The 23,591-nt window shown below is 63.5% G+C and carries 18 protein-coding genes; 7 read left to right on the top strand and 11 right to left on the bottom strand.

Annotated features, from left to right (window positions below):
- The first annotated feature begins 303 nt into the window (after positions 1 to 303).
- From ACI2KG_RS07840 to ACI2KG_RS07855, 4 genes are all read left to right on the top strand, one after another.
- Positions 304 to 1,209, top strand: a complete 906-nt coding sequence (locus tag ACI2KG_RS07840; RefSeq protein WP_404661469.1) for a LysR family transcriptional regulator — start codon at positions 304 to 306, stop codon at positions 1,207 to 1,209.
- 115 nt (positions 1,210 to 1,324) lie between these two features.
- Positions 1,325 to 2,284: a hypothetical protein gene (locus ACI2KG_RS07845; protein WP_404661470.1), complete on the top strand. Its 960-nt coding sequence runs from the start codon at positions 1,325 to 1,327 to the stop codon at positions 2,282 to 2,284.
- Positions 2,281 to 5,466, top strand: a complete 3,186-nt coding sequence (locus tag ACI2KG_RS07850) for a T6SS effector BTH_I2691 family protein (RefSeq protein ID WP_404661471.1) — start codon at positions 2,281 to 2,283, stop codon at positions 5,464 to 5,466. The genes ACI2KG_RS07845 and ACI2KG_RS07850 overlap by 4 nt, the downstream gene beginning before the upstream one ends.
- Positions 5,463 to 6,233 carry a DUF6708 domain-containing protein gene (locus ACI2KG_RS07855; RefSeq protein ID WP_404661473.1) on the top strand — a complete coding sequence of 257 codons (771 nt, stop codon included), beginning with the start codon at positions 5,463 to 5,465 and terminating at the stop codon, positions 6,231 to 6,233. The genes ACI2KG_RS07850 and ACI2KG_RS07855 overlap by 4 nt, the downstream gene beginning before the upstream one ends.
- A 186-nt stretch (positions 6,234 to 6,419) precedes the next feature.
- Here ACI2KG_RS07855 and ACI2KG_RS07860 read toward each other — a convergent pair whose 3' ends face one another.
- The 6 genes from ACI2KG_RS07860 to kdpF form a co-directional block, all read right to left on the bottom strand.
- Complete coding sequence (locus ACI2KG_RS07860; protein ID WP_404661474.1) at positions 6,420 to 7,115, bottom strand: response regulator; 696 nt, start codon at positions 7,113 to 7,115, stop codon at positions 6,420 to 6,422.
- Positions 7,112 to 9,766, bottom strand: a complete 2,655-nt coding sequence (locus tag ACI2KG_RS07865) for a DUF4118 domain-containing protein (protein ID WP_404661475.1) — start codon at positions 9,764 to 9,766, stop codon at positions 7,112 to 7,114. Before ACI2KG_RS07865 ends, ACI2KG_RS07860 begins: the two co-directional genes overlap by 4 nt.
- A gap of 163 nt (positions 9,767 to 9,929) precedes the next feature.
- Positions 9,930 to 10,487 carry a potassium-transporting ATPase subunit KdpC gene (gene kdpC / locus ACI2KG_RS07870; protein ID WP_404661476.1) on the bottom strand — a complete coding sequence of 186 codons (558 nt, stop codon included), beginning with the start codon at positions 10,485 to 10,487 and terminating at the stop codon, positions 9,930 to 9,932.
- Between the two features lie 10 nt (positions 10,488 to 10,497).
- Positions 10,498 to 12,552, bottom strand: coding sequence for a potassium-transporting ATPase subunit KdpB (kdpB, locus tag ACI2KG_RS07875; RefSeq protein WP_404661477.1), 2,055 nt, complete (start codon positions 12,550 to 12,552; stop codon positions 10,498 to 10,500).
- 9 nt (positions 12,553 to 12,561) lie between these two features.
- On the bottom strand, positions 12,562 to 14,256 hold the full coding sequence (gene kdpA, locus ACI2KG_RS07880) for a potassium-transporting ATPase subunit KdpA (protein ID WP_404661478.1): 1,695 nt from the start codon (positions 14,254 to 14,256) through the stop codon (positions 12,562 to 12,564).
- Between the two features lie 9 nt (positions 14,257 to 14,265).
- The gene (gene kdpF / locus ACI2KG_RS07885; RefSeq protein WP_003251485.1) at positions 14,266 to 14,355 is read right to left on the bottom strand and encodes a K(+)-transporting ATPase subunit F; all 90 of its coding nucleotides are present in this window, start codon (positions 14,353 to 14,355) and stop codon (positions 14,266 to 14,268) included.
- 644 nt (positions 14,356 to 14,999) lie between these two features.
- Between kdpF and ACI2KG_RS07890 the strand changes: the two genes are divergently transcribed.
- The 3 genes from ACI2KG_RS07890 to ACI2KG_RS07900 all read left to right on the top strand — a co-directional run bounded on the left by ACI2KG_RS07890 (position 15,000) and on the right by ACI2KG_RS07900 (position 19,063).
- Entirely contained in the window at positions 15,000 to 15,497 is a 498-nt protein-coding gene (locus ACI2KG_RS07890) for an RNA polymerase sigma factor (RefSeq protein WP_404661479.1), read from the top strand.
- A gap of 55 nt (positions 15,498 to 15,552) precedes the next feature.
- Positions 15,553 to 16,521: a FecR family protein gene (locus ACI2KG_RS07895; RefSeq protein ID WP_404661480.1), complete on the top strand. Its 969-nt coding sequence runs from the start codon at positions 15,553 to 15,555 to the stop codon at positions 16,519 to 16,521.
- A 121-nt stretch (positions 16,522 to 16,642) separates the two neighbouring features.
- On the top strand, positions 16,643 to 19,063 hold the full coding sequence (locus tag ACI2KG_RS07900; RefSeq protein WP_404661481.1) for a TonB-dependent siderophore receptor: 2,421 nt from the start codon (positions 16,643 to 16,645) through the stop codon (positions 19,061 to 19,063).
- A gap of 382 nt (positions 19,064 to 19,445) precedes the next feature.
- Here the strand turns inward: ACI2KG_RS07900 and ACI2KG_RS07905 are convergent, their stop codons facing one another.
- From ACI2KG_RS07905 to ACI2KG_RS07925, 5 genes are all read right to left on the bottom strand, one after another.
- On the bottom strand, positions 19,446 to 20,498 hold the full coding sequence (locus ACI2KG_RS07905; RefSeq protein WP_404661482.1) for an AI-2E family transporter: 1,053 nt from the start codon (positions 20,496 to 20,498) through the stop codon (positions 19,446 to 19,448).
- A gap of 12 nt (positions 20,499 to 20,510) precedes the next feature.
- Complete coding sequence (locus ACI2KG_RS07910) at positions 20,511 to 21,305, bottom strand: DUF4892 domain-containing protein (protein WP_404661483.1); 795 nt, start codon at positions 21,303 to 21,305, stop codon at positions 20,511 to 20,513.
- A 108-nt stretch (positions 21,306 to 21,413) separates the two neighbouring features.
- Positions 21,414 to 22,268 carry an alpha/beta hydrolase gene (locus tag ACI2KG_RS07915; protein ID WP_404661484.1) on the bottom strand — a complete coding sequence of 285 codons (855 nt, stop codon included), beginning with the start codon at positions 22,266 to 22,268 and terminating at the stop codon, positions 21,414 to 21,416.
- Positions 22,265 to 23,053, bottom strand: a complete 789-nt coding sequence (locus ACI2KG_RS07920; protein WP_404661485.1) for an alpha/beta fold hydrolase — start codon at positions 23,051 to 23,053, stop codon at positions 22,265 to 22,267. The genes ACI2KG_RS07915 and ACI2KG_RS07920 overlap by 4 nt, the downstream gene beginning before the upstream one ends.
- A gap of 71 nt (positions 23,054 to 23,124) precedes the next feature.
- A complete protein-coding gene (locus tag ACI2KG_RS07925) occupies positions 23,125 to 23,520 on the bottom strand; it encodes a hypothetical protein (protein ID WP_404661486.1) in 396 nt (131 codons plus the stop codon).
- Between the last annotated feature and the right edge of the window lie 71 nt (positions 23,521 to 23,591).

Raw genomic sequence — 23,591 nt, forward strand, 5'->3', positions numbered from 1 at the left:
CCCACATCTGTTTCGGGCCAATCTCTCCTGAGCCTTCACCTCTGTCCGCCTTGTTAGTTCCCTTCGATATCGAGGGTTGCACACCTGCTCTTCTACAATTTCCTGTCATGCACCAAGGGCGCGCGCGCCTGTGGCACAGGATTAACTGGCCCGAAACAGATGTGGGAGCGGCCTTGCGCCGCGAAGCGCCGCGCGGGCGGCGCTCGATCTCACAGGCGCCGAAAATCTCAAGGCAGCCCCGAGACATCTCAAAATCCAATCCATTACCCTTCACACCCACCCCCAACATCAGGTTCACCCATCATGGCCTTCTCCAGCGACTCCCTGGCAATCTTCCTCGCTGTGCTGGACGCCGGTTCATTCTCCGCCGCAGCCCGCAAGCTGGGCCGTGTGCCTTCTGCCGTGAGCATGGCAATCGCCCAGCTGGAAGCCGAACTGGACCTGCCGCTGTTCGACCGCGCCACACGCAAGGCGCTGCCCACCAGCGCCGCCCTGGCCCTGGAGCCCCAGGCCAGGCAGGTGATCTGCCAGCTCAACCTGCTCGACGCCCAGGCCCTGCAACTGCACCAGGGCCTGGAAAAACGCCTGACCATCGCCATGGCCCCCGAGCTGCAGACCGGCCGCTGGAGCCAGCCCCTGGAAGTCCTCGCCCAGGAATTTCCAAGCCTGGAAATCGAAGTGCGCTCGGCCACCCAGACCGAAGCCATTCGCCTGCTGCACGACGGCAGTGTGCAACTGGCGCTGGTGTTCGAACGCCCCGGCATCGATGAACGCGAGTCATTCCTTGAGGCCGGCAGCCAGTTGCTGGTGGCCGTCGCCTCACCACGCCATCCGGCCGGGCAGAACAGCGGCACACCGTTGCCAGAAGAAGCCTTCGCTGAACAACGGCAGATCATTGTTGCCTCCGGCAAGGCCACCGGATCGGACCCGCGCATGGTGCTGTCGCGGCGCATCTGGCTGACCGACAGCTACCTGGCCACGCTCGATCTGGTGCAATCCGGGCTGGGCTGGGCCTACCTGCCGCAGCCGCTGGTTGAACCACTGATTGCCTCAGGCGCACTGGCCGAGGTGCGTTTCGACAACATGGCCAGCCGCCTGCGCTTGTGGGTGGACATCATCTGGATCAAGTCGCGGCCACTGGGCCTCGGCGCCCGGCGTTACCTGGACGTGATGCGCCAATGCTTTGAGACAGAGTCGCCGAGGTCCTGAGCAGCCCCATCCGAAAACGAAAAGTCCTACAGCACGTTAGGACGCCGATAACTCCCTACAGAATCGGTTCCTCGTTAGATTTCTGCTCGCCATCAAGAAGACAAAGGAACTTCTCATGCCGAGCCAGTCCGCGCAGGGCTACCTGCAGTGGGTCGATCGCTTCGCGACCCAACTGCGCCAACCCGAAGAAGCCCTCTATCTTCTGCTGGACCCATTTGCCGGCTGCACGCCAGAGCACCCGTTAAACATTGCATCGCTCACAGAAACGCTGGGTAGCGACGCCGTAGTGCGCGTCGATAGCCACGGGCTGGTCCAAGACCCGCACGACTGGCCAGCCCTGGTGCAGATCGCCAAACCCGGCGCAGCGCCCAAAACCCTTGCGGCACTCAGCGCAACCTGCGCCGCACGTGAGGCAACGGCCACCTGGCACTATTTGTGCGGCTGGCTGCTCAGCGAGCAACCGATTGAGCTCATCGCCCGACACATCAGCCAGCAATGCCATGTGCTGCACCAACCGCTACCGCACGGCATCACAGCCTGGTTCGAGCCGGTACGCTTGGTATTGCTGCGCGCGACCATGCGCAATGCGGCCCAGCTGCTTGGCCCGATTCGGAGCTGGCTGCACCCGGATGGTTGTGGCCGTTGCGCGGTGCTCGAACGGCAACCGCTGGCTGGCGAACTGGTCGTCCCCGACGCGGCAAGGGCTACCCAGCACGTCGCGCCGCAGATCATTCAACTGCTCGGTGCCTGGCGTCGCTTGAATGCCATGCAACACCCCTACGCACCCTGGCAATTCACAGGCCCATCAGGGTTGCCGGAAAACGCGCCCGTTCATGCCATGAACCTGATCCTCAAGGCCTTCAGGCACGGCCTGCGCGACCGTGCCGATATCCAGTGTCTGTGCCTGCACATGGTCATGGTCCACCCACTGCTGCTTCAGCACCCCACCATCCAGCACGACGTGGCACAGGCAGCGGCTGGCGCACAGCGCCTGGCATCCCGTTTTGCCCGCTACGACGACCGCGCCTGGTCGCAAATCGTGGCGGCCCTGCCGCAAGCAAGGAATTACTCATGAGCATCAGTAAATCCGTCCGCATCGCCATGCAGGAAGAGATACCCAACACGGATGGCAGCTGTAATGCCTGCGAGCGCTCCGGCCTGCCGATCATGCTGCTGCGCGGGGCCTACGCCCCACGCCCTGATACAGGGCTTCCCTATCGCCTGGCAGAAGACAGCGAAATAATCTTCCACCCGATGCATACCGACCAGTTGCGCCTGCTGCGCCAGGGTTATGTCTACGTGCTGCTCGACCGGGAAATCTGGCAGGCCTACGCAGTAGCGGCAGAAGGCACCTTGCAGCGCTTCCCTGTGTCGCAGATGCCCTTGGGGCCGCCCAGGTCATTGCCCAAGGTGTGCACCACCGAAGGCCACGATGTGATTGCCTCATTCATCAACATCAATACCTCGCTCTACAGCAAAGCCTGGGTCGCCTTCGCCAACGACCCATGGCCCCTTGCCGTACTTGACCGTTATCGCAAAGGTGTTGCCGGCGGTGACCCGGGCACCCTCGGCCGCTTCGTCGAGGTAGACCTGGAGACTGCGCGCAACGACCCTGCCAGCATCGGCATTGCCATGACCGACAGTTTTCGCTTCGGCATGGAAAATGTCTTGGAGTTCTCTACGTTTTCCTCTACCAGGTTTTCCAGCGCACACGGCTTTTACAGCCGTTTCGGCCGGTGGACTGAAACCAACAACCATGTGCGCAGGCTCATCGCGCAAGAGCAACTGCCCAACGGCGTGCTGGCACTGACGCTACCCGACCCGGTCGGCCTGGTGATGGAACTGAACGCGCAACGCACGGGTTGGGTGCGAGCCATGCAGGAATGGCGGGCGCAACCGCAGCGGCACTTCGAGTACTTCACCTCGCAGGCGCTGTTGGGCATCAAGCAATTACACGCCGCCACCGCCGCCGCGCAGGGGGCCGAGGACGCTGAACGTGAGGCCCGGCAGGTCGAGCAGTGGAACAAGACCCCTCTCGCAGTCAAAACCTATCTACCCGCGGTGGACATCAAGGCGCAGAGCGCGCGCAACACCGCACGCAAACAGCAGGAAGCCCGTGAGCGGCTGGAAAAGCGCTACGACGAGCCCGCCCGCGCGGCCTTCCAGGCCGATTACGACCGCGAACTGAAAAACTGGCAGTCAATGATCGACCAGGTGGGCGACCTGTATGCCCACCACTATGCCAAGCGCGCGTTTCAGCAGGTCGGTTACTTCGACTATGACGCGACAGACCCTGTTTCGGTCGAATACTTCATCCAGATGATGGCCGCCTGCCTGGCGGGTGGCCCTACTGAATCCCTGCCCCAGCAGGGCCAGCCGCTCGGGATGACCCAGCATATCTGGCAGCAGTTGCTGGAGGATGAACACAGCCTGCTGTACCAGGCGCTGCTGGCCAGGAATCAGACGCTGATGCAGAAGGTGATCGTCGCACTGGCCGAGGACGACTTCGGCAAGGTGTACGACATCATCAAAGGCATTGCCGGTACTGCCGAAGGCCAGTTGTTGATGATCAAGCCAATCCAGGATGCCATCGGCCAGTTGTTGGCCGCGACCAACAGCGCAGGGAATGCACTCAGCCAGCACATCAGTGAACGGTCTAAAACGCTGATTGGCCATGTGCATCGTTCGGCATTCGCCCTGTTCGCCGGGCAGCAGGCGACCCCGCTGCGGGTGTCGCTGACAGTGGGCGAATACATGAGCATGCTCGATGAGGCCTTGCAGGTGCGGACCGATGCGTTTCTGCAGCAGATCGACAAGCAGTTCCGAGACCCCGTGGGGCGCAAGGTGCGGGCCATGGTGCTCAGTGGGGCGATCAATATGGCGGCAGCGGGCAATCGCAACCAGATGATCGACGTGGTGCTGTGGGCGTTTGAAAGTGCCGAGAGTTTGCAGGCGCGGCTGGTGCAGTTACGCGAAGGTGCGGCCGGCGGAATCGGGGCTCTGGTACGCAGTGTCGCGATTGGTGCAGGTACCCTGGGTGCTCGGGTTAGCGGCGGGCTGAAGGTCAGTTCGATAGCCGCGCAAAGTGTGGCGAGTGATGCCTTGCGCGGCTTACGGGATGGCGCCGCCAACGGCGCAAACGCGAGATTTCTGCTTGCCTTGGGCGGACTGTGGTTTCTTCAGGACAGCCTGGGCAGGAACTATCGGGCGTTGCAGGAAACGCATCAGAACAACCCGGAGGCGCTTGCGGGGGTCTGGTCTTCATCGCTTGGATTGTTGGGTACTAGCGTCGAAGCGGCAGGGCTCGTTGTTGGACTGGTGCGTCCGCAGATACCGTGGCCTGGGCCGGTAACCACGATTTCACTGGGGACCGGTATTGCCAGATTCGGCGCTGGCATTGCGGCGATTGCTGGCGTCATGGATGGGGCGCAGTACAGCTATGCAAGCCAAAGATCCAAGATAAAAGGAGATGCCGCTGCAGTTCAGGCGTACCAGCTCGCGAGTGCCGCTTCATTTGGTGCAGCAGCATTTGGAGTCTGGGCCGCTTTTGGCTACGGCGCTTTACTTGGTCCATTAGGCCTAAGCATTTCTTTTGGCATGGCAGCTTATCTGCTAGCGACTTCAGCCAAGCGGAGAGAATCATCAGCAACGGAGCTTTGGGCCCGTAGTGCCAGGTGGGGACTACCTCAATCTCGTCGCCAATGGGTAGCCGATAATGATTTGGACACGGCCATTGGTGCCCTCAACGCGGCTATCATCGGTTTGCATGTAGAGGTCTCGATCCAGATCCAGTTCGATATCAGCCACGCCACTCAACGCGAAGTTGCACCAACGATGTTTACCAGCGATGGAAATGCGGTACCGGCAAGTTTCAGTCTCGATTACTTCATCCGCATTCCAAATTTCAATCAACAGCTCTCGCATTATCAGTGGAACCTCAGCCTGAACCACGGAGCCAGGGGACGTGAAGTAGCTATTTTTTCAGCCGATAGTTCGTCGCCGCTAACATTGCACGCTCAAGACAAAGAGCCTAAGAACCTCTTCTCAAGTGCACCTACTATGCAACCAGTTATAAAACTTGACGAAGTAACTGCAGCCCTCAGCATTCAAGGATCGCTGCCATTGTCCAACTATCATAGCCTCCAGGCCATCGAGCTCACCTTAAGCTACTGGCCCAACAGACATGACCAAACCGCTTGCGCTCAAATCGTTTTCAAGGAGAATGAGATCAATACCAACAAGGGCTTCAGCCAATGAGCGGCCCGACGCTGATCCCGCCCTGCACCGGTTGGAAAGAAGACTTGCCGTCGCCCTTCGATGCACCGTGTTTGGAACCACACTTAGGCACTCAGACGCCGAACTATCAAGATGATATTGTCCTAGAAATCTCTCGCTCAGCAATGGCATGGCGTGGTGTTGTTTCCGCACTAGCACTACTCTTTATGATTTCGATCTTGGTTGATCTTCCTTGGATGATCATTAATACGGATCTAACAGATATTGAAAGCGTCCTCCTACCCATCATCATGTATCCAATATTCTCATGGAGCATCATTATACTATTCCGGGCAGATCTGGCGCCTCCCCGAGACCTGCCCATTCGCTTCAACCGCGCCCGCGGCAAAATCTACGCCTACAACTTCAGGCACCAATGGTGGAACCCCTTCGACAAAGGCAAGGTCGTTCCTGTCAGTTACGACTGGTCACAAGTCCGCGCCGAGCGCTGGTCACAGAACGCTTCATTGCCAAACGGCGGATTCATTTTCAAGTGGGGTGTCACACTCTCCGTCGTCGCACCAGGCACTCACAATGTCATCGACCGTTTTCCTCTGGTCACAATGGGCGCAAGCGAGCACGTCTGGGCCTACATCTGCACCTACATGCAGGAAGGCCCCTCAGCCTTGCCTCCACCAGGGGAACCCAAGGACCACAACGATGTGCTCTGGTGTGAAGTTGCCCTGCGCCTGGCCCCAAAAGTGGAGTGGCCAGCCGAGATGGATTTGGAGTCAAGAACAGCCCCCTGAGCCAGAGAGATTTTTCCTGTGGGGTTCATCAGACTTCTCCTGTGAGATCTGTCTTGCATGGTTCGTCTGGCCGGCACTGGCCCTTGTAGGAGCTGCCTTGCAGGTGATGCAAGCCAGGTGGGCCTCGTGTGGGGAAATCGGCTTGCTGAAACCATAGATCACCCACTCACACGGGGTGAACCCGGATCAAGCGACAGGCACCACCAACCTGTACCCCACCCCTGCCTCGGTAATGATGAACCGCGGTGCCGTGGGATCATCGCCCAGCTTCTGCCGCAGATGCCCCACCACGATCCTCAAATAGTGGGTGTCCTCCACATGGCTAGGCCCCCAGATTTCCTTGAGCAGTTGCTGCTGGGTAATCACCCGCCCCGGGTGTCCGGCCAACAGCGCCAGCAGCGCATACTCCTTGCGCGTCAGCGCCACTTCCACACCGTCCAGGGTCACCCGGCGAAAGGCAAAATCCACGGTCAATGGCCCAAAGCTGGCCGCCACCTCCGAACCACCGGCCTGCGGTACCTGGCGCAGTAAGGCACGCACCCGGGCGAGAAACTCCTGGATGCCGAACGGCTTGGTCACATAGTCATTGGCGCCGCCATCCAGCGCATCGACCTTCTGCACTTCACTGGCGCGCACCGACAGTACCATCACCGGCACCGCGCTCCATTCGCGCAGCTCCCGCAGCACCTGCTGGCCGTCCATGTCCGGCAGGCCCAGGTCGAGCACCACCAGGTCCGGCTTGCCCAGGGCCGCCTGAGTAAGGCCTTCGGCGCCGGTCGCTGCCTCGAGCACCTTGTAGCCTTGCGAGGCCAGGCTGATGCGCAGGAACTTGCGAATCTGCGGTTCATCGTCAATGACCAACAGGGTGGCGGACTGGCTCATGGGCGTTCGCTTTCGGCTTCAGGTTGAGGGGGCAGCGGCAAGCATAGAGTGATGCCGGTGCCCTGGCCATCGATGCCTTCAGCCACCATGATCTGCCCGCCATGGGCGCCGATCATGCCCTGGCAGATCGCCAGGCCGAGGCCGGTGCCCTGCCCGCCGCGATCGCCACGGGCGGCGGTGTAGAACATGTCGAAGATCTTCTCGCGGTCGGCTACCGGGATACCGGGGCCCTGGTCGCTGACGGTAATGCGCAACTGCTCATCCTGCACCGCCACTTGCAACTCCAGCCGCCCATTCGCCGGCGAGAAGCGTGCGGCGTTCTCCAGTACATTGACCAGCGCCTGTTCGATCAGCGCGGCATGCACGAACAGCAACGGTAGCTCGGCCGGCACGTCGGTGTGCACGCGCAGCGGCGCCAATACCACGCGCAGGCGGTTGAGCGCACTGCCGACAATGTCCGCCGGGGCTACCCAGTCGCGGGAGAGCTTGAGGCCACCATGGCCCAGGCGGGTCATGTCCAGCAGGTTCTGGATGTAGCGGTCGAGGCGCTCGGCCTCGTTGCGGGTGCCTTCCAGCAGCTCGCGGCGGTCTTCGGCGGGGATCACCTCGCCCAGCGCCAGCAGGCTGTCGATGCTGCCGCGCATGGCGGTCAACGGTGTGCGCAAATCATGGGATACAGAGGCCAGCAAGGCGCTGCGCAACTGCTCGGTTTCGCCATGCAGGCGCGCGGCCTCCAGCTGTTCGGCCAGGCGGGCGCGGGCCAAGGCCTGGGCCAACGGCTGGCCAAGGGCGACAAGCAGGCGGCGGCGCGGGTCGCTCAACGGCTGAGCGGAGCGCGGGCGCACGCCCAGCAGCGCCAGCGGCTGCTCGTCCACCGCCAACGGCCACCACCACCAACGGCCATTGGGCAGGGTGTCACTGCCGTGACCAGCGGCCTGGCCGTGCTGCCAGGCCCAATCGGCGGCGGCGCGTTCGGTATCGCTGAAGGCGTGGGCTGCGCCGCTGGCCACCTGCAGTTGGCCTTCGGCGTTGCGCTCCAGCAGGCACACCTGCATGTCCTGCCAGCCATCAAGGTGCTGCCCGGCGGCGTTGAACACAGCCTGGCGATCGGTGGCCACCGTCAACCGGCGCGACAGGTCGAGCAACTGGCTGGTCTGCGCCTGGGTTTCGCGCAGCGCCTGCAACTGGCGGCGCTGGCGGGCAGCCAGGTTGCCGGTAAGCGCGGCCATCAGGAGGAAGAACACCAAGGTCAGCACGTCTTCTTCGCGCTGAATGCTGAACGAAAAATTGGGCGGGATAAACAAAAAGTCGTAGGTGAGGAACGACAGCGCGGCACAGGCCAGCGCAGGCCCCAGGCTGCTGCGTACCGCCACCAGCAGCACCGCAGCGAGGAACACCAGCGAGATATTCGGCAGCGCCAGCACGCTCGACACCGCCCAGGCCAGGCCCGCAGCCATCACGGTCGCCAGCAAGGCCAACAGGTAATGCCGCCATACCCACACCCGACGCACCGCCGAGCGTGGCGCCGCAGGCTGAACATCGCGGTCCAGCACGTTGATTTCCAGGCCATGGCTTTCGCGCAGCAGCCGCGCAGCAACACCGGCCCCGAACAGCCGCCGGTATAGCCGATCGCGGGACTGCCCGACCAGCACCAGGCTCGCACGCCGTTCGGCCGCATGCTGGATGAGCGTGCGCGCCACTTCGCCAGCGCGCAGTAATACCACTTCCCCGCCCAGGCGCTCGGCCAGCTGCTGGGCGGCCTGCAGGCGGTGCCGCGCAGTTTCGTCACGCAAGCGGCCGTTATCCACATGCACCAGGCTCCACGGCAGGTGGCGGCGCTGGGCTACGCGGCTGGCGTGGCGCACCAGGCGCTCGGCCTGGTCGTCACCGTCCACACCGACCAGCAAGCGCCCGCGCAAGGCCGGGGCTTCCTGGCCGCGCTGGCGATAACCGTGGGCCAGGTCGGCATCGACCTGTGCGGCGGCCGTCTGCATGGCCAGTTCGCGCAGGGCGGTGAGGTTGGTTTGCGAGAAGAACGCATCGATCGCCGCCCGCGCCTGCTCAGGCACGTACACCTTGCCTTCGCGCAGGCGTTCGAGCAGCTCGCGCGGCGGCAGGTCGATCAGCACCAGCTCGAAGGCTTCCTGCAGCACCCAGTCCGGCAGGGTTTCGCGCACTTGCACACCGGTGATGTCACGAATTTTGTCGTTAAGGCTTTCCAGGTGCTGGACGTTGACCGTGGTGTACACGTCGATGCCTGCAGCCAGCAGTTCCTGCACGTCTTGCCAGCGTTTGGCGTGGCGGCTGCCGGGGGCGTTGGTGTGGGCCAGCTCATCGACCAGCGCCAGGGTGGGCGCGGCCTGCAGCAGGCCGTCGAGGTCCATTTCCTCCAGGGTGACGCCACGGTACTGGCTACGCAGCATGGGCTGCTGTTGCAGACCGGCAAGCAGCGCCTCGGTTTCGCTGCGCCCGTGGGTTTCGACGACGCCGGCCAGCACCTGTACGCCTTGGCGTTGCTGGGCGTGGGCGGCCTGGAGCATGGCGAACGTCTTGCCGACACCGGGGGCGGCGCCGAGAAACACCTTCAGCCGGCCCCGGCCGGTTCGCGGGAGAGTAGCCAACAGCGCGTCTGCGCGGGCGGAATCACTCATGTTTCATCCTTTGCGATTTCCAGCATTCAGCCGATTCAGGGATAAACACCACACCTGTGGGAGCGGGTTCACCCGCGAACACCGGCGAAGCCGGTGCCATGCACCGAGTCGCCTTCTTCGCGGGTGAACCCGCTCCCACAGGATCCCTGCTAGCCCTTTCAGATCATCTAAAAGTGGCGAGTTTTTCCAACGCCTGGTTCAACGCCAGCACATTGACCACCGGCGGCCCCATCAATGGGTGGAGGGTGGCCTCTTCCTGCAAGGCTTGCAAGCGCTCCACCGGCAACTGCCGCGCCGCTGCCACCCGCGGAATCTGGTAAGCCACTGCCTCCGGCGACAAGTGCGGATCAAGGCCGCTGCCCGATGTCGTCAGCAATGCCTGTGGCACCGGCCCCTGCTGCGCCTGATACAGCGCAGCCGCATCAGCCTTGACCCGTTCCACCAGCGCCGGGTTGCTCGGTGCCAGGTTGCTGGCACTGCTGGCCACGGTAGCGTAGGCACCTGCCGAAGGCCGCGAATGGAACCAGCCATCGGCCTGGAAGTCCTGGGCGATCAGCGCCGAACCGCGCACCTTGCCCTGCTCATCGCGCACCAGGCTGCCGTTGGCCTGGTTCGGGAAGGCCACCTGGGCAATACCGGTCACCGCCAGCGGGTAGAGCGCCCCCGTCACCAGCGTCATCAACAAAGCCAGGCTCAATGCCGGGCGTACATATGCATTCATGGTGGCCTCCTCAGACCAGGTGCAGGGCATTGAGCAACAGATCGATCAGCTTGATCCCGGCAAACGGCACGACAATACCGCCCAGCCCGTAGACCAGCAGGTTACGCCGCAACAGGTGCGCCGCACTGGCCGCCTGCACCCGCACGCCTCGCAGCGCCAGCGGGATCAGCACGATGATGATCAGTGCGTTGAACACGATGGCCGACAGAATCGCGCTCTGCGGGCTGGCCAGCTGCATCAGGTTGAGCACGCCCAGCTGCGGGTAGATGGCGGCGAACAGCGCCGGCAGGATGGCAAAGTACTTGGCCACGTCGTTGGCGATGGAGAACGTGGTCAGCGCACCACGGGTAACCAGTAGCTCCTTGCCGACCTGCACCACGTCCAGCAGCTTGGTCGGGTCGCTGTCGAGGTCGACCATGTTGGCCGCCTCGCGCGCTGCCTGGGTACCGTCGTTCATGGCCATGCCCACGTCAGCCTGGGCCAGTGCCGGGGCGTCGTTGGCACCGTCACCGCACATCGCCACCAGGCGGCCGTCGTTCTGCTCCTGGCGAATGCGCGCCAGTTTCTTTTCCGGCGTGGCTTCGGCGAGTACATCATCCACCCCCGCTTCAGCGGCAATGGCAGCAGCGGTCAGCGGGTTGTCGCCAGTTACCATCACCGTGCGGATGCCCAGCTTGCGCAACTCGGCGAAGCGCTCGCGGATGCCCGGCTTGACCACGTCCTTGAGGTGGATCACCCCCAGCAGGCGCTTGTCCAGGCACACCAGCAGCGGTGTGCCGCCGCTCTGGGCAATGCGCTCCACTTCACGGGCCAGCGCCGGTGGCATTGCCAGGCGCTGGATGCCGACGAAAGCCAGCACCGCGTCGACGGCGCCCTTGCGGTAGCGGCGCTGCTGGAAGTCGATACCCGACAGCCGTGTTTCGGCACTGAAGGCCACGGCCTGGTACTGCCCGGCAGGCGGTTCGACAAAGTCATGCAGCTGGCGCAGGTATTCGACAATCGACTTGCCTTCGGCAGTGTCGTCGGCCAGCGAAGCCAGCAAGGCGCCCTCCCCCAGTTCACGGGCGGTGACGCCCGGCGCAGCATGCAGCGCACTGCAGCGGCGGTTGCCGAAGGTGATGGTGCCGGTCTTGTCGAGCATCAGCGTGTGCACGTCACCGGCTGCCTCTACAGCTCGGCCCGAGCGGGCAATCACGTTCAGCCGCACCAGCCGGTCCATGCCGGCAATACCGATGGCCGACAGCAGGCCGCCGATGGTGGTAGGGATCAGCGTCACCAGCAAGGCGGCGAGGAAGATCAGCGGCAGGCTGCCGCCGACAAAGTGGGCGAACGGCTGCAAGGTCACCACGACGACCAGGAAGATCAGGGTCAGGCCGATCAGCAGGATGTCGAGGGCGATCTCGTTCGGGGTTTTCTGCCGCTTGGCGCCTTCGACCAGGGCAATCATCCGGTCCAGGGTCGACTCGCCCGGGTTGCTGGTGATGCGGATCAGCAGCCAATCGGAAACCAGCCGCGTGTTGCCGGTCACGGCGGAGCGGTCGCCACCGGATTCGCGGATCACTGGCGCGGATTCGCCGGTAATCGCAGCCTCGTTGACTGCAGCGATACCTTCGAGCACCTCGCCGTCACCAGGGATCATTTCGCCGGCCACCACACGGACCACGTCGTCCTTGCGCAGCGCGCTGGCGGCAACGGTCTCGTAGCTGCCATCACGCTGGCGACGCTGGGCGGTGAGGCCCTGGCTACCCGCCTTGAGGCTGTCGGCGCGTGCCTTGCCCCGGCCCTCGGCGAGGGCTTCGGCGAAGTTGGCAAACAGCACCGTAAACCACAGCCACAGGGCAATTTGCAGGGCCACGCCGGTGCTGACGCCGCTGCCGGGAGCAAAACACAGTACGGTTGTCAGCACGGCGGTAAGGGCCACCACCAGCATGACCGGCGAGCGCTTGAGCTGACGCGGGTCGAGTTTGACGAATGCCTGCACCAGTGCCGGCCGCCACAGCGCGGCGAGCCGCGTCTGGTCCTTGGCACTGTGACGGGCTTGTACTTCAGGAATGGGCATGTTCATGGTCAGTCCTCAGAAACCCAAGCTCAGGTGTTCAGCAATTGGCCCAAGGGCCAGGGTCGGCAGGAAGGTCAGGCCGCCGACCAGCAGGATGGTCACCAGCAGCAGGCCGGTGAACAGCGGGCCATGGGTGGGGAAACTGTTCAGCCCCTGGGGCGCGCTTTTCTTCGCTGCCAGGCTGCCGGCCAGCGCCAGGATCGGCAGGATGTAGCCGAAGCGGCCGATGAGCATCGCCAGCCCGATCATCAGGTTGTGGTACACCGTGTTGGCGCCAAAGCCGGCAAAGGCCGAGCCGTTGTTGGCCGTGCCCGAGGTGTAGGCGTACAGCAACTGGCTGAAACCGTGCGCCCCCGGGTTGCTGACCGCCCCCGCCGGGCCTGGCAGGCTGGCAGCTATCGCCCCCAGCACCAGCACGCCAACGGGCATCACCAGCAAGGTCGCCACCAGCAGTTGCACTTCACGCGCCTGCAGCTTCTTGCCCAGGTACTCCGGGGTGCGGCCAATCATCAAGCCGGCCAGGAATACGGCGATCAGCACGAACAGCAACATGCCGTACAGCCCGGCACCGACGCCGCCGAAAATCACCTCGCCAACCATCATGTTGACCATCGCCACCATGCCGGTCAGCGGGTTGAGGCTGTCGTGCATGGCGTTGACCGAGCCGTTGGAAGCGGCGGTGGTGGTCACTGTCCAGAGCACCGAACCGGTGGTGCCGAAGCGGCTTTCCTTGCCCTCCATGGGTGCGCTTTGCTGTACCTGCGCGCTTTCCAGGGCCGGGTTGGGCTGGTGCTCGGACCACAACGCCGTGCTGCCGCCGATCAGGAACAGGGCCAGCATGCAGGCCAGGATCGCGCGGCTCTGTCGCAGGTCCTTCACGTAATGGCCGAAGGTAAATACCAGGGCCACCGGAATAAGGATGATCGACGCCACCTCGAACAGGTTGCTCCAGGCCGTGGGGTTCTCGAACGGGTGCGCCGAGTTGACGCCGAAGAACCCGCCACCGTTGGTGCCCAGTTGCTTGATGGCGATCTGGCTGGCGGCCGGGCCCAGCGGGATGGTCTGGTCAGCACCCTGCAACGTCAGCGCGTGTGCATAGTCGGCAAAGGTCTGCGGTACGCCCTGCCATACCAGCAGCAATGCCAGCAGCAGGCACAGCGGCAGCAGGCCGTAGAGGGTGGCGCGGGTCATGTCGACCCAGAAGTTGCCCAGCGTCGAAGTACTGCGCCGGGCAATACCCCGGCACAGGGCAACCAGCACGGCCAGGCCGGTGGCGGCGCTGACAAAGTTCTGCACAGTCAGGCCCAACATCTGGCTCAGGTAGCTGACCGACGCCTCGCCGCTGTAGGCCTGCCAGTTGGTGTTGGTGACGAAGCTGACGGCGGTATTGAACGCCAGCGACCACTCCTGGCCCGGCACGTGCTGCGGGTTGAGCGGCAGGTGGCCCTGCAACAGCAGCACCGCAAACAACAGCAGGAAACCGGCCAGGTTGAACGTCAGCAGGGCCAGGGTGTACTGCCGCCAGTTCTGCTCCTGGCTGGCGTTTACCCCGGCCAGCCGGTAGCAGGCGTGCTCGACCGGGCCCAGCAGCGGCGACAGCCAGGTGCGCTGGCCTTCCATGACCTTGTGGTAGAACCGCCCGAGCCAGGGTGCCGGTAGCAGCACGAGGGCGAAGAATGCCAGGAGCAAGGCGTAATCGTAACTGTGCATGGCCGCTCCCTAGCTGCGATCGGCGCGCAGCAGCGCCACCAGCAGATAAAACGCCAAGGCCACTGCCAGCAGCAGTGACAGCCCGTCAAGCATGTTCATAAGTGGTTCTCCCCGTGTTGCGGCTTGGGCCGCTTTGGGGGAATTGTCCGAGGGAGGGGCGTAAAGGGGCGAGATCGAGGGGTGGGGGTGGGAATAAAAAATGCGTAAAGATCAGCGTTTTGAATGGTTTGTGCCGGCCTCTTCGCGGGCTTGCGCTAATGTCAGTCAGTAAGCGGTATGGGCTGACAGGCGCATACCTTGAGATGTTGGTTGCCGGTGAGATCGGGCGCCGCCCGCGCGGCGCTTCGCGGCGCAAGGCCGCTCCCACATCTGTTTCGGGCCAGTTATTCCTGCCACCTGCGCACGCGCACCCTGGGTGCATGGCTGGAGATTGATGATGAGCAGCGGCGCATTGGCAATATCGAAGGGAACAAACAAGGCGGACAGAGGTGACCTCACGGGACTGATTGGCCCAAAACAGATGTGGGAGCGGCCTTGTGCCGCGAAGCGCCGCGCGGGCGGCGCTCGATCTCACCGGCAACCAACATCTCAAGGCATGCGCCTGTCAGCCCATACCGCTTACTGACTGGCATTAGGGCAAGCCCGCGAAGGAACCGGCACATAAACATGCACAAACACCAATCAAAACAATTCTCATTTGTGGTATTTTGCCGCCCTCGCTTGCTCGTCCGCCAAGGTGGCCCATGTCCGGTTCAGATCTGAAGGCACTCTATCTCGCCCATCGCGAAGAGATTGAGGCGTATCTGGACCGCCGCCTGCGCTGCAAGGAAACCGCAGCCGACCTGACCCAGGACACCTTCATTCGCCTCTCTGAACAGATGGGCCGCAGCCGCATCGAGAACTTCCGCGCCTACCTGTTCTCCAGCGCGCGCAACCTGTTCATCGACCATACCCGTCGCCAGCAGCACCGCAAGAGCGAACCACTGGACTCGCCCGAGGCCAACGCAGTGGCCCAGCCCTGCGCAAACCTGGAACAGGCCGCCATCGCCAATCAGCAACTGGCCGCATTGAACAGCGTGATCCAGAACATGCCCGAGCCCTGCCGCGAGGTCTTTCTGATGGTGCGGGTCGAAGGCATGACCTATGTCGACATCGGCGCCCGCCTGGGTATTTCCCCCAAGACGGCCTACAGCCGCATGGTCAAGGCCCTGGAACTGTTGAAACAAGGCATGTCCCGGTAATGCAAGGCCTGCCACAATGCACCCACCCTGCTATTGCCTGTGAAGCGTTGAACCCATGAACCGCGAACCGCCGTTTACCGACCCCGCCTCGCCCGCCGACGACATCGGTCAGCAGGCCAACGCCTGGTTCGCGTTGTTCCATGGCGGCACGCCCAGCCCGGCACAACGCGAGGCTTGGGCTGCGTGGATGGCGGCGGACGCACGCCATGCCCTGGCCTATGCGGAACTGGAGAATCTTTGGGCCGCCTCGGCGCAGCTGTTGCAGCCGCCTGTGGCCAGGCAAGCGCCCCCAGCACGCGTCTCTCGCCGCCGCTTCATCGGCATGGGGATCGCCGCCAGCGCCGCAGCCGCCAGTGCCAGTGCCGGCCTTTTCTGGCTCAAGGGCATGGACACGCCCTTCGCCGACCTGGGCACCGCAGTGGGAGAGCGACGAATCGCCCGCCTGCCGGATGGCTCGGCCGTGGAGATGGCCGGGCATACAGCCATGAACCTGGATTTTTCGCCAACCCGTCGTGTAGTCGAAATGCTGCATGGGCAGGCGTTCTTCATGGCACGGCCGAGCAGCGCAGGCCCATTCACCGTTGTCAGCAAGGCCGGTGAATTGCGCTGCAGTGAGGCCGAGTTCTCCTTGTCCTGCCACGCGGATACAGCGCAGGTGGCGGTGCACCGACATCGCGTTCAGGTGCTGGCGGCCACCCAGCAGACTGAGCTGGACGAAGGCCTGGCGCTGCGTTTCAGCCCACGCTCGACCGGCGATATACAGCGCGCCGAGCTGGAGCAGGTACTGGCCTGGCGCAGCGGGCGCCTGGTGTTCTTCAACCAGCCGTTGCAGACGGTGGTCGATGAACTGCAGCGCTGGCGCGAGGGGCGTATCTTCATCATGGACAAGCAACTGGCGGCCCGGCGGGTAAGCCTGATCCTCAACCTGGAGCAACCTGGGCAAATGCTCGATGTGCTGTCCCGCGCGTTGGCGGTGCGCACGGCACGCTATACCGACCTCGTTACCCTGCTCTACCCCGCCTGACCGCAAAGCAGGCGCGGCTTTGTTAAAAAACTTCAAAGTCCCATCAGACATTCAAATGCCTCATGCGTCTTAACGGCACTGAGAGTTATTCGCATATTTGCATTTGCATGGGGCGCCCCGAATGGCCACGCAACACGACCGCAACCTCTTGACCCACCCACGCTGGCAGCGCAGCGTGCTCTGCGCAGCAATGGCCTGTGCCATGCTGGCCGGCGTCCCCCAGGCGCACTCGGCCCCCGGCACGCCGGCGGCAAGCGCGCCACATAAACTGTCGCTGAACATCCCGGCCCAGCCGCTGCGCCAGGCGTTGCTGGTGTTCAGCCAGCAATCCGGGCAAAACGTGCTGCTCGACGGCAATGTCGATGCCAGCCTGCGCAGCACGGCGGTGGTCGGCAGCTACTCGGCCGATGACGGCCTGGCGAGGTTGCTGCAAGGCAGTGGTTACAACTTCGCACGTACCGACGCCGCAACCCTGTATCTGCTGCCTGGCGAGCGCCAAGGCGCCGGCAACCAGGTGACCTTGGCCCCGACGCAGGTGCAGTACCTGCAGGCCCAAAGTAATGGCCAGAGCCGCGGCTACCAGGCCAGGCCCGCCACCAGTACCACACGCCTGGGCCTGAGCAATCGGGAAACGCCCCAGGCAGTGTCCAGCGTCACCCGCGAACAACTCGACGACTTCAAGCTCAACAGCGTGAAGGACGCGCTGCGCAACGCCCCCACCGTCACCGTCGAGCAGTTCGAAACCGACCGCACGGCGTTCACCTCGCGCGGCTTCACCATCGATAACTTCGAATACGACGGTATGGGCATGCCCTTCTCGTCCGGTGTACTGCTGGGCGACCAGGACCTGGCCGAGTTCGAGCAGATCGATGTGTTGCACGGTGCCAACGGCCTGATGAGCGGGGCCGGGAATCCATCGGCCACAGTCAACTTCGTGCGTAAAAGGCCGACCGACACCTTCCAGGCTAGGATTGGCGCCAGCATCGGCGCCTGGGACAACCGCCGCGCAGACCTGGATGTGAGCGGCCCCTTGACCGACAGCGGCAACGTGCGCGGGCGCTTCATCTACGCCCACGACAAGGGCAACTCATATCTGGACCGCTACAGCCACGAACTGAATGTCACGGCGGGCCTGCTGGACTTCGACCTGAGCGAAGCAGACACCTTGACCGTGGGGTTTTCCGAACAGAAAAGCGACGCCAACGGCAGCACCTGGGGCGCACTGCCGATGGCCGACTACCAGGGCAACCCGATTCACTACACCAGCCGCAGTTCGAGTATTGGCCAACCGTGGACCTACTGGAATATCCATACGCAACGGGCCTTTGCGGAACTGGCGCATGACTTTGGCGAGGGCTGGCAAGGCAAAGTTACGCTGACCGGAGTAAACCAGCATCAGGATACCCAGATGCTATACGCCATCCCTTTCACCGCCGATGACGTCTTCGCCTATATCAACCGCACCACCAGTACCGAACACCAGCTCATTGGCGAAGCGCAGTTGTCAGGCCCCTTTGCCCTGTTAGGGCGCCAACACGAGCTGACGCTAGGCGCCAATTACGGCCGTAGCCGCCACGATGAGCGCGGTTATTACCGCAACAGTTCCGGAAACGAAATTGTCAGCCTGGCCGATGCACTGGCTGGCGCCGTGGTGAAACCACCGCTGATCTACACGGACGAACTCAACACCCAGCACTTCACCGACCGCCAGAAAAGCCTGTATGCCGGCGCACGTTTCAGCCTGGCCGATGACCTGCACTGGATTGCCGGCGCCCGTATGCTCAGTGCCGATGGCGATGGCATGGGTTATGGCGCAGCACACGATACCCGGGTGCACGGCAAGGTCACGCCCTACACCGGGCTGGTCTACGACCTGAACGCGCAATGGAGCCTTTATGCCAGCTGGACCGAGATCTTCAAACCGCAGTATCTGCGCAGCAGCGCCGGCGGCGTGATCGAACCGCTGGAAGGTAAAAGCACCGAGTTGGGCGTAAAAGGTAGCCTGCTGCAAGACCGCCTGACCGTCAGCGCCGCCCTGTTCAAGACCGAACAGCAGAACGTGGCGGTGACCACTGGCGAAATCGTCAATGGCCAGTACACCTACCGTGGCGAAGATAACGACAGCCAGGGTGTGGAACTGGAAGCCTCGGGCGAGGCGATGCCTGGCCTGGACCTGGCCGCCGGTTACACCTATGTGCATATCGAGGATGACACGGGCGACAAGACCCGCCGCTATGTGCCGAGCCACAGCCTGCGTGGCAGTGTCACCTATCGCCTGCCGAGCCAGCCACAAGCCCGGATCGGTACACGCGTGCAATGGCAAAGTGCGACACAGGCCGATGGTAACAGCCGTGTGCGCCAGCAGGCCTACGCGCTGGTGGACCTGATGGGTAGCTACGACTTTGATGAGCACTGGAGTGCGTCGTTGAACCTGAACAACGTGTTCGACCGCAAGTACCTGCTATCGCTGTACCAGTCGGCAGGCTCCACCAACTACGGTGCGCCCCGTAACCTCACTGCATCGGTAACCTGGAAGTACTGAGCGGGGTGCCCTAATTCCAGTTGGTTAATCAGTAATGGGCCGACAGGTGCTTGCCTTGAGATTTTGAGGGCCTGCGAGATCGAGCGCCGCCCGCGCGGCGCTTCGCGGGGCAAGCCCGCTCCCACATTTGTTTCGGGCCAATTATTCCTGTGCCTTTGGCGCGCGCACCCTAGGTGCATGGCTGGAGATGGATGAAGAGCAGTGGCACAGCCGATATTGAATGGAACAAACAAGGCGGCCAGTGATGAAGTCACAGGAGTGATTGGCCCGAAACAAATGTGGGAGCGGGCTTGCCCCGCGAAGCGCCGCGCGGGCGGCGCTCGATCTCACAGGCACTGCCAAAGCCAAGGCGAACACCTAGCCGCAAAGAAGCCTCAACAGGCTACCGCTGAAGTGGCGGCTGTTCAGCGTTACGGCTCCAGTCCAGCAACAGGCTGTAACCCACCGCCAGCAAGGTCGGCCCGATGAACAGGCCGATAAAGCCAAACGCCAGCAAGCCACCAAACACCCCCAACAACACGATCACCAGCGGCAGGTTACCGCCGCGGCTGATCAGGTACGGCTTGAGTACGTTGTCCACCCCGCTGATGACGAACGTGCCCCAGATGCCCAGGAACACCGCCATGCCGTACTCGCCCTTCCACACCAGCCAGGCAGTGGCCGGGATCCAGGCCAGTGGCGGGCCCATGGGGATCAGGCTGAGCATGAAGGTCACCAGGCCCAGCACGATAGCCCCCGGCACGCCGGCAATCAGGAAGCCGATCAACGCCAGCAGGCCCTGCGCCGCCGCCGTGCCGATCACCCCGTTGACCACCCGTTGTACGGTACCGGCCACCAGGTCCAGGTAATACTCGGCACGCTCACCCATCAAACGGTGCAGCAAGCGCAGTACAAACGCTGACAAGCGCGGCCCGTCACGGTAGAAGAAGAACACGAACACCAGGCTCAGGGTCAGCTCCAGCACACCGCTGCCGATCTGCGCACTGCGCGCCAGCAGCCAGTTGCCCACCTGCCCCAGGTACGGCTTGACCGAGGCCAGCAAGGCCGCGCCCTGCTGGTCCAGCGACTGCCACCCACTGACCAGGCGCTCGCCCACGAACGGGATGCCACCCAACCAGGCCGGCGCATCCGGCAGGCCGTCAACCTGCACGTCACGCACGAACGCCGTGGCATCACGAATGTGGTCGGCCAGGTTGAACCCCAACCACACCAGCGGCAGGGCCACGATCAGGATCCAGGCAGTGGTCAGCAAGCTGGCCGCGAGCGTCTCGCGCCCGCCCAGCACACGCGTCAGCAAGCGCATCAACGGCCAGCTGGCAAAGGCCAGGATGGCCCCCCACAACAGCGCCGAAATGAACGGCGCCATCACCCACAGGCCAGCGCCCAGCAACGCCAACAGCAGAATCTGGACCAGCAGGCGATCATTGTTAACCATGGGGGCGCTCGTTCAACGGATCAGTTCAAGGTGCAGGCCGTCGGTGGGCGCAGTGCCAACTTCGAGGCGGCCATTACGCACGCCAGCCTTGGTCAACGCCTCGCGCCAGGCCTCGGCCTGGGCGCCACTGAGGCTGGCGCGCAAGGTGCTGTCGAGGTTCAGGCTGCGGGCCAGCAGGCTCACCCAGGTGTCTTGCGGTGCAGCCAGGTCAGGGTAGTCGAGCTTGCCGGTGTCGCGCATTTCGCGCAGCACCGTGGCGGCGGTCGGCAGCAAGTCGCCCAGCGGGCTGCCGGCGACGAATTCCTCCACATGCAGGTAGGCGCGGCGGTTGCCACGGGTAACGCTGTACAGCGCGACCAGCGTGTCGGCCTCTTCTGCCGAGCGGCGCAGCAGAATGAACGCCTGCTGTTCGTCACCACCGTTGAGGCGGGCATTGGCAAACACATCGTTGGCCCACAGGCTGGCCTCGCCGCAATCGCGGCCCTGACACCAGAACAACGGGTAGCCACCGTCGCGCTGCAGCGCTTCGCGGGCGCTGGTGAAGGCTTCACGAGCGCTGCGTTCGACCGGCAGCTCGTAGGTGACCGAACTGACCTGGCCGCGGCTTTCGACCTTGTCCTCGACCCGCAGGCGGCCGCTGATCTTGCGTAACGGGCCCAGCGGATAGACGCGCTCCTGCTCCACGGCCGGACGCTGGTCGACCACCTTGGCGTCTTGAGGCACCGGCAGGCTGCCGGCCCACAGCATGGGGCTGGCGAACGCCAGGCAGGCGACGACGGCAGTACGGATGGCTGAAGGCGCGCTCATTGGCGAACCAGGCGGCGCCCTGCGCCGAAGTGAAGCTCCAGGATGTCTGGCAGTTGCATGGTTGTCTCCCTTTCAACCCGCCAAGCCTCGACACTTGTCCGGTGCAAGTCAAGCAAAGCCAAAGAAGCGATTGAAACAGTCTGCGACAAGGGCCGCGCCCTGTTCATCATTCAGGTGCAGGTGATGCCCGCCCGGCAGTGTCACCTGCTCAAAGGGTAGCTGTTCCAACAGACGGGTGTGGCGCGCCAGCATGCCATCAGCGGCCACCACCAGCCGCGCCGGGCAGTTCACCCGGCGCACATAGGCCATGGCCTGGGCTTCGCTCAGGCGTACCGGCGACGGCAGGGTCAGCCGGCTGTCGCTGCGCCAGCTGTAGCCACCTGGCACTGGCATCAGGCCACGCCGGGCCAACAGTTCGGCGGCCTCGCGGCTGACCGCGACCATGCCTTTCATGCGCGCCTGCACGCCCTGTTCCAGCGTCGTGTACACCGATTTGCGCTTGCCATCCAGCCGCAGCTGGGCTTGCAACGCCATGCCCAGGCGCTCACCGGCATCCTGCTCGGCACCGGTCGGCGGGATGACACCGTCGATCAAGGCCAGGTGGCTGACCCGCTCCGGCAACGCGCCGGCCAGTTGCACCGAAATAATTGCCCCCAGCGAATGGCCCAGCAGGGCGAAACGCTGCCAGCCCAGTTGCTCGGCGACCCGCAGCACGTCATGGGCATAGTCCGCCAGCGCATAGCCGGCGCCAAGCGGGCGGTGCTCCGAGTAGCCATGCCCGGCCAGGTCCAGGGCAACGATGCGCAGCCCCTTCAGTTGCGGCGCCAGGCGGGCGAAACTGTTGGCGTTGTCCAGCCAGCCATGCAGGGCGATCACCGGTAGCCCGTCTTCGGGGCCGAACAGGTGCGCGGCCAGTTCGATATGGCCCAGGCTCAGGCGGATTTCCTCGACCTGCGCGCTCATGCCTGGCTCCAGCGGTCGAACAGGCCCTTGATCAGGCTGGCAGTGTCAGCCGGCCGCTCCAACGGGAACATGTGCCCGCCTGGCACGCGGTGGTACTCCCCCATGGGCATGCCACGCACGGCCAGAGTATGGTGGCGGCGAATGACATTGCTCCGGTCGCCGCGCACCATGGCCAGCGGCACCTGCAACTGGCGCGCAGGGGCGGGGCTGGTATGCGGGATGCTGCGGTAAATGCTGATTTCAGTCGCCGGGTCGAAGCGCAACTGCAGGCCTTGCTCCATCGTTTGCAGGCCGTGTTCTACGTAAGCATCGAGGCAGTCGGGGTCGAAGTGGCGGAACAATGACTTGCCGGCGAAATAGTCCCGGGCACTGTCGCGGTCATTGAAGGTTTCACGACGGCCCAGGGTGCGCCCGGCCGGGGTAATGCGGTCGATAAAGCCAAAGCGCTTGGCAGTGCGCAGCAACCACTGGTCCGCACGGGTCAGCACCGGCGAGTCGAGCATGACCACCCCACGGTAATACTCGGGGCAGCGCAACGCCGCGTGCAGGTGCAGTACCCCACCCAGCGAATGGCCGACGCCCCAGACCGGCTGGTCCTGCTGCGCCAGGTGATGCAACAGCTCATCGACCAGGCCCTGCCAGTTGTCGTCCACCGGAAAGCGTGGATCGTGCGCGTGCTGGGCCAGGTGCTGCACTTGATAGTCCGGCGCCAGCGCGGCAAACAACTTGCCGTAGGTGGCCGAAGGAAAACCGTTGGCATGGGCGAAGAAAATCTGCTGCGACATGGCGCCAGGTCCGGACGGGGATGATGGCCCATTGTCGGTACCGAAGGGGCTTTCGGCAATGTCCGGAAAGGTCATCGGCGGTGGCGATCAGGCCATGAGGAGCGGTCGAAACTGTCCAGCGACCGCCGCAGACACGCTTGCATGTAAGCCAGCTGGCTCTGCAGCGCTTCACGGGCCAGGTGCTGGTCCGGGTAGCCCAGTTGCAGCCGGCGCAAGGCCAGGCAGCTGGTTTGCAGCAAGTGGGTTACGCGCTGGCAGGCGTCCTGGAGGGTAAGCAGGTCGTGCTCGCTCTGTTGCCTGACGGCGGGCTCCAGTTCGGTATTGGCCGCGACCTTGTGCATCAACTGATAAAGTTTGGCATCGGCTGACTCACGCAGCAGGCTGTACTGGGCAAAATCCAGCGAAGCGCCCTGATCAACCTTTTCAATGGTGGATTGCAGGTCCAGGGAGCACAACATCTCCAACATCACACCGCTCATTCGTCGCTCCCTGACTACTTGCTTTGAGGCAACGCTAGCAAGTCGGCAGAGGACGCGAC

Source organism: Pseudomonas sp. NPDC089407, from assembly GCF_044900445.1.
Classification (GTDB): domain Bacteria; phylum Pseudomonadota; class Gammaproteobacteria; order Pseudomonadales; family Pseudomonadaceae; genus Aquipseudomonas.

Excerpts from the sequence above, each read along its gene's own strand:
- ACI2KG_RS07905 (WP_404661482.1), bottom strand. The coding sequence starts at position 20,498 with ATGGTTAACAATGATCGCCTGCTGGTCCAGATTCTGCTGTTGGCGTTG.
- kdpB (WP_404661477.1), bottom strand. The coding sequence starts at position 12,552 with ATGAACATGCCCATTCCTGAAGTACAAGCCCGTCACAGTGCCAAGGAC.
- ACI2KG_RS07900 (WP_404661481.1), top strand. The coding sequence starts at position 16,643 with ATGGCCACGCAACACGACCGCAACCTCTTGACCCACCCACGCTGGCAG.
- ACI2KG_RS07840 (WP_404661469.1), top strand. The coding sequence starts at position 304 with ATGGCCTTCTCCAGCGACTCCCTGGCAATCTTCCTCGCTGTGCTGGAC.
- ACI2KG_RS07850 (WP_404661471.1), top strand. The coding sequence starts at position 2,281 with ATGAGCATCAGTAAATCCGTCCGCATCGCCATGCAGGAAGAGATACCC.
- kdpF (WP_003251485.1), bottom strand. The coding sequence starts at position 14,355 with ATGAACATGCTTGACGGGCTGTCACTGCTGCTGGCAGTGGCCTTGGCG.
- ACI2KG_RS07910 (WP_404661483.1), bottom strand. The coding sequence starts at position 21,305 with ATGAGCGCGCCTTCAGCCATCCGTACTGCCGTCGTCGCCTGCCTGGCG.
- ACI2KG_RS07895 (WP_404661480.1), top strand. The coding sequence starts at position 15,553 with ATGAACCGCGAACCGCCGTTTACCGACCCCGCCTCGCCCGCCGACGAC.
- ACI2KG_RS07890 (WP_404661479.1), top strand. The coding sequence starts at position 15,000 with ATGTCCGGTTCAGATCTGAAGGCACTCTATCTCGCCCATCGCGAAGAG.
- ACI2KG_RS07925 (WP_404661486.1), bottom strand. The coding sequence starts at position 23,520 with ATGTTGGAGATGTTGTGCTCCCTGGACCTGCAATCCACCATTGAAAAG.
- kdpC (WP_404661476.1), bottom strand. The coding sequence starts at position 10,487 with ATGAATGCATATGTACGCCCGGCATTGAGCCTGGCTTTGTTGATGACG.
- ACI2KG_RS07855 (WP_404661473.1), top strand. The coding sequence starts at position 5,463 with ATGAGCGGCCCGACGCTGATCCCGCCCTGCACCGGTTGGAAAGAAGAC.
- ACI2KG_RS07920 (WP_404661485.1), bottom strand. The coding sequence starts at position 23,053 with ATGTCGCAGCAGATTTTCTTCGCCCATGCCAACGGTTTTCCTTCGGCC.
- kdpA (WP_404661478.1), bottom strand. The coding sequence starts at position 14,256 with ATGCACAGTTACGATTACGCCTTGCTCCTGGCATTCTTCGCCCTCGTG.
- ACI2KG_RS07860 (WP_404661474.1), bottom strand. The coding sequence starts at position 7,115 with ATGAGCCAGTCCGCCACCCTGTTGGTCATTGACGATGAACCGCAGATT.
- ACI2KG_RS07845 (WP_404661470.1), top strand. The coding sequence starts at position 1,325 with ATGCCGAGCCAGTCCGCGCAGGGCTACCTGCAGTGGGTCGATCGCTTC.
- ACI2KG_RS07915 (WP_404661484.1), bottom strand. The coding sequence starts at position 22,268 with ATGAGCGCGCAGGTCGAGGAAATCCGCCTGAGCCTGGGCCATATCGAA.
- ACI2KG_RS07865 (WP_404661475.1), bottom strand. The coding sequence starts at position 9,766 with ATGAGTGATTCCGCCCGCGCAGACGCGCTGTTGGCTACTCTCCCGCGA.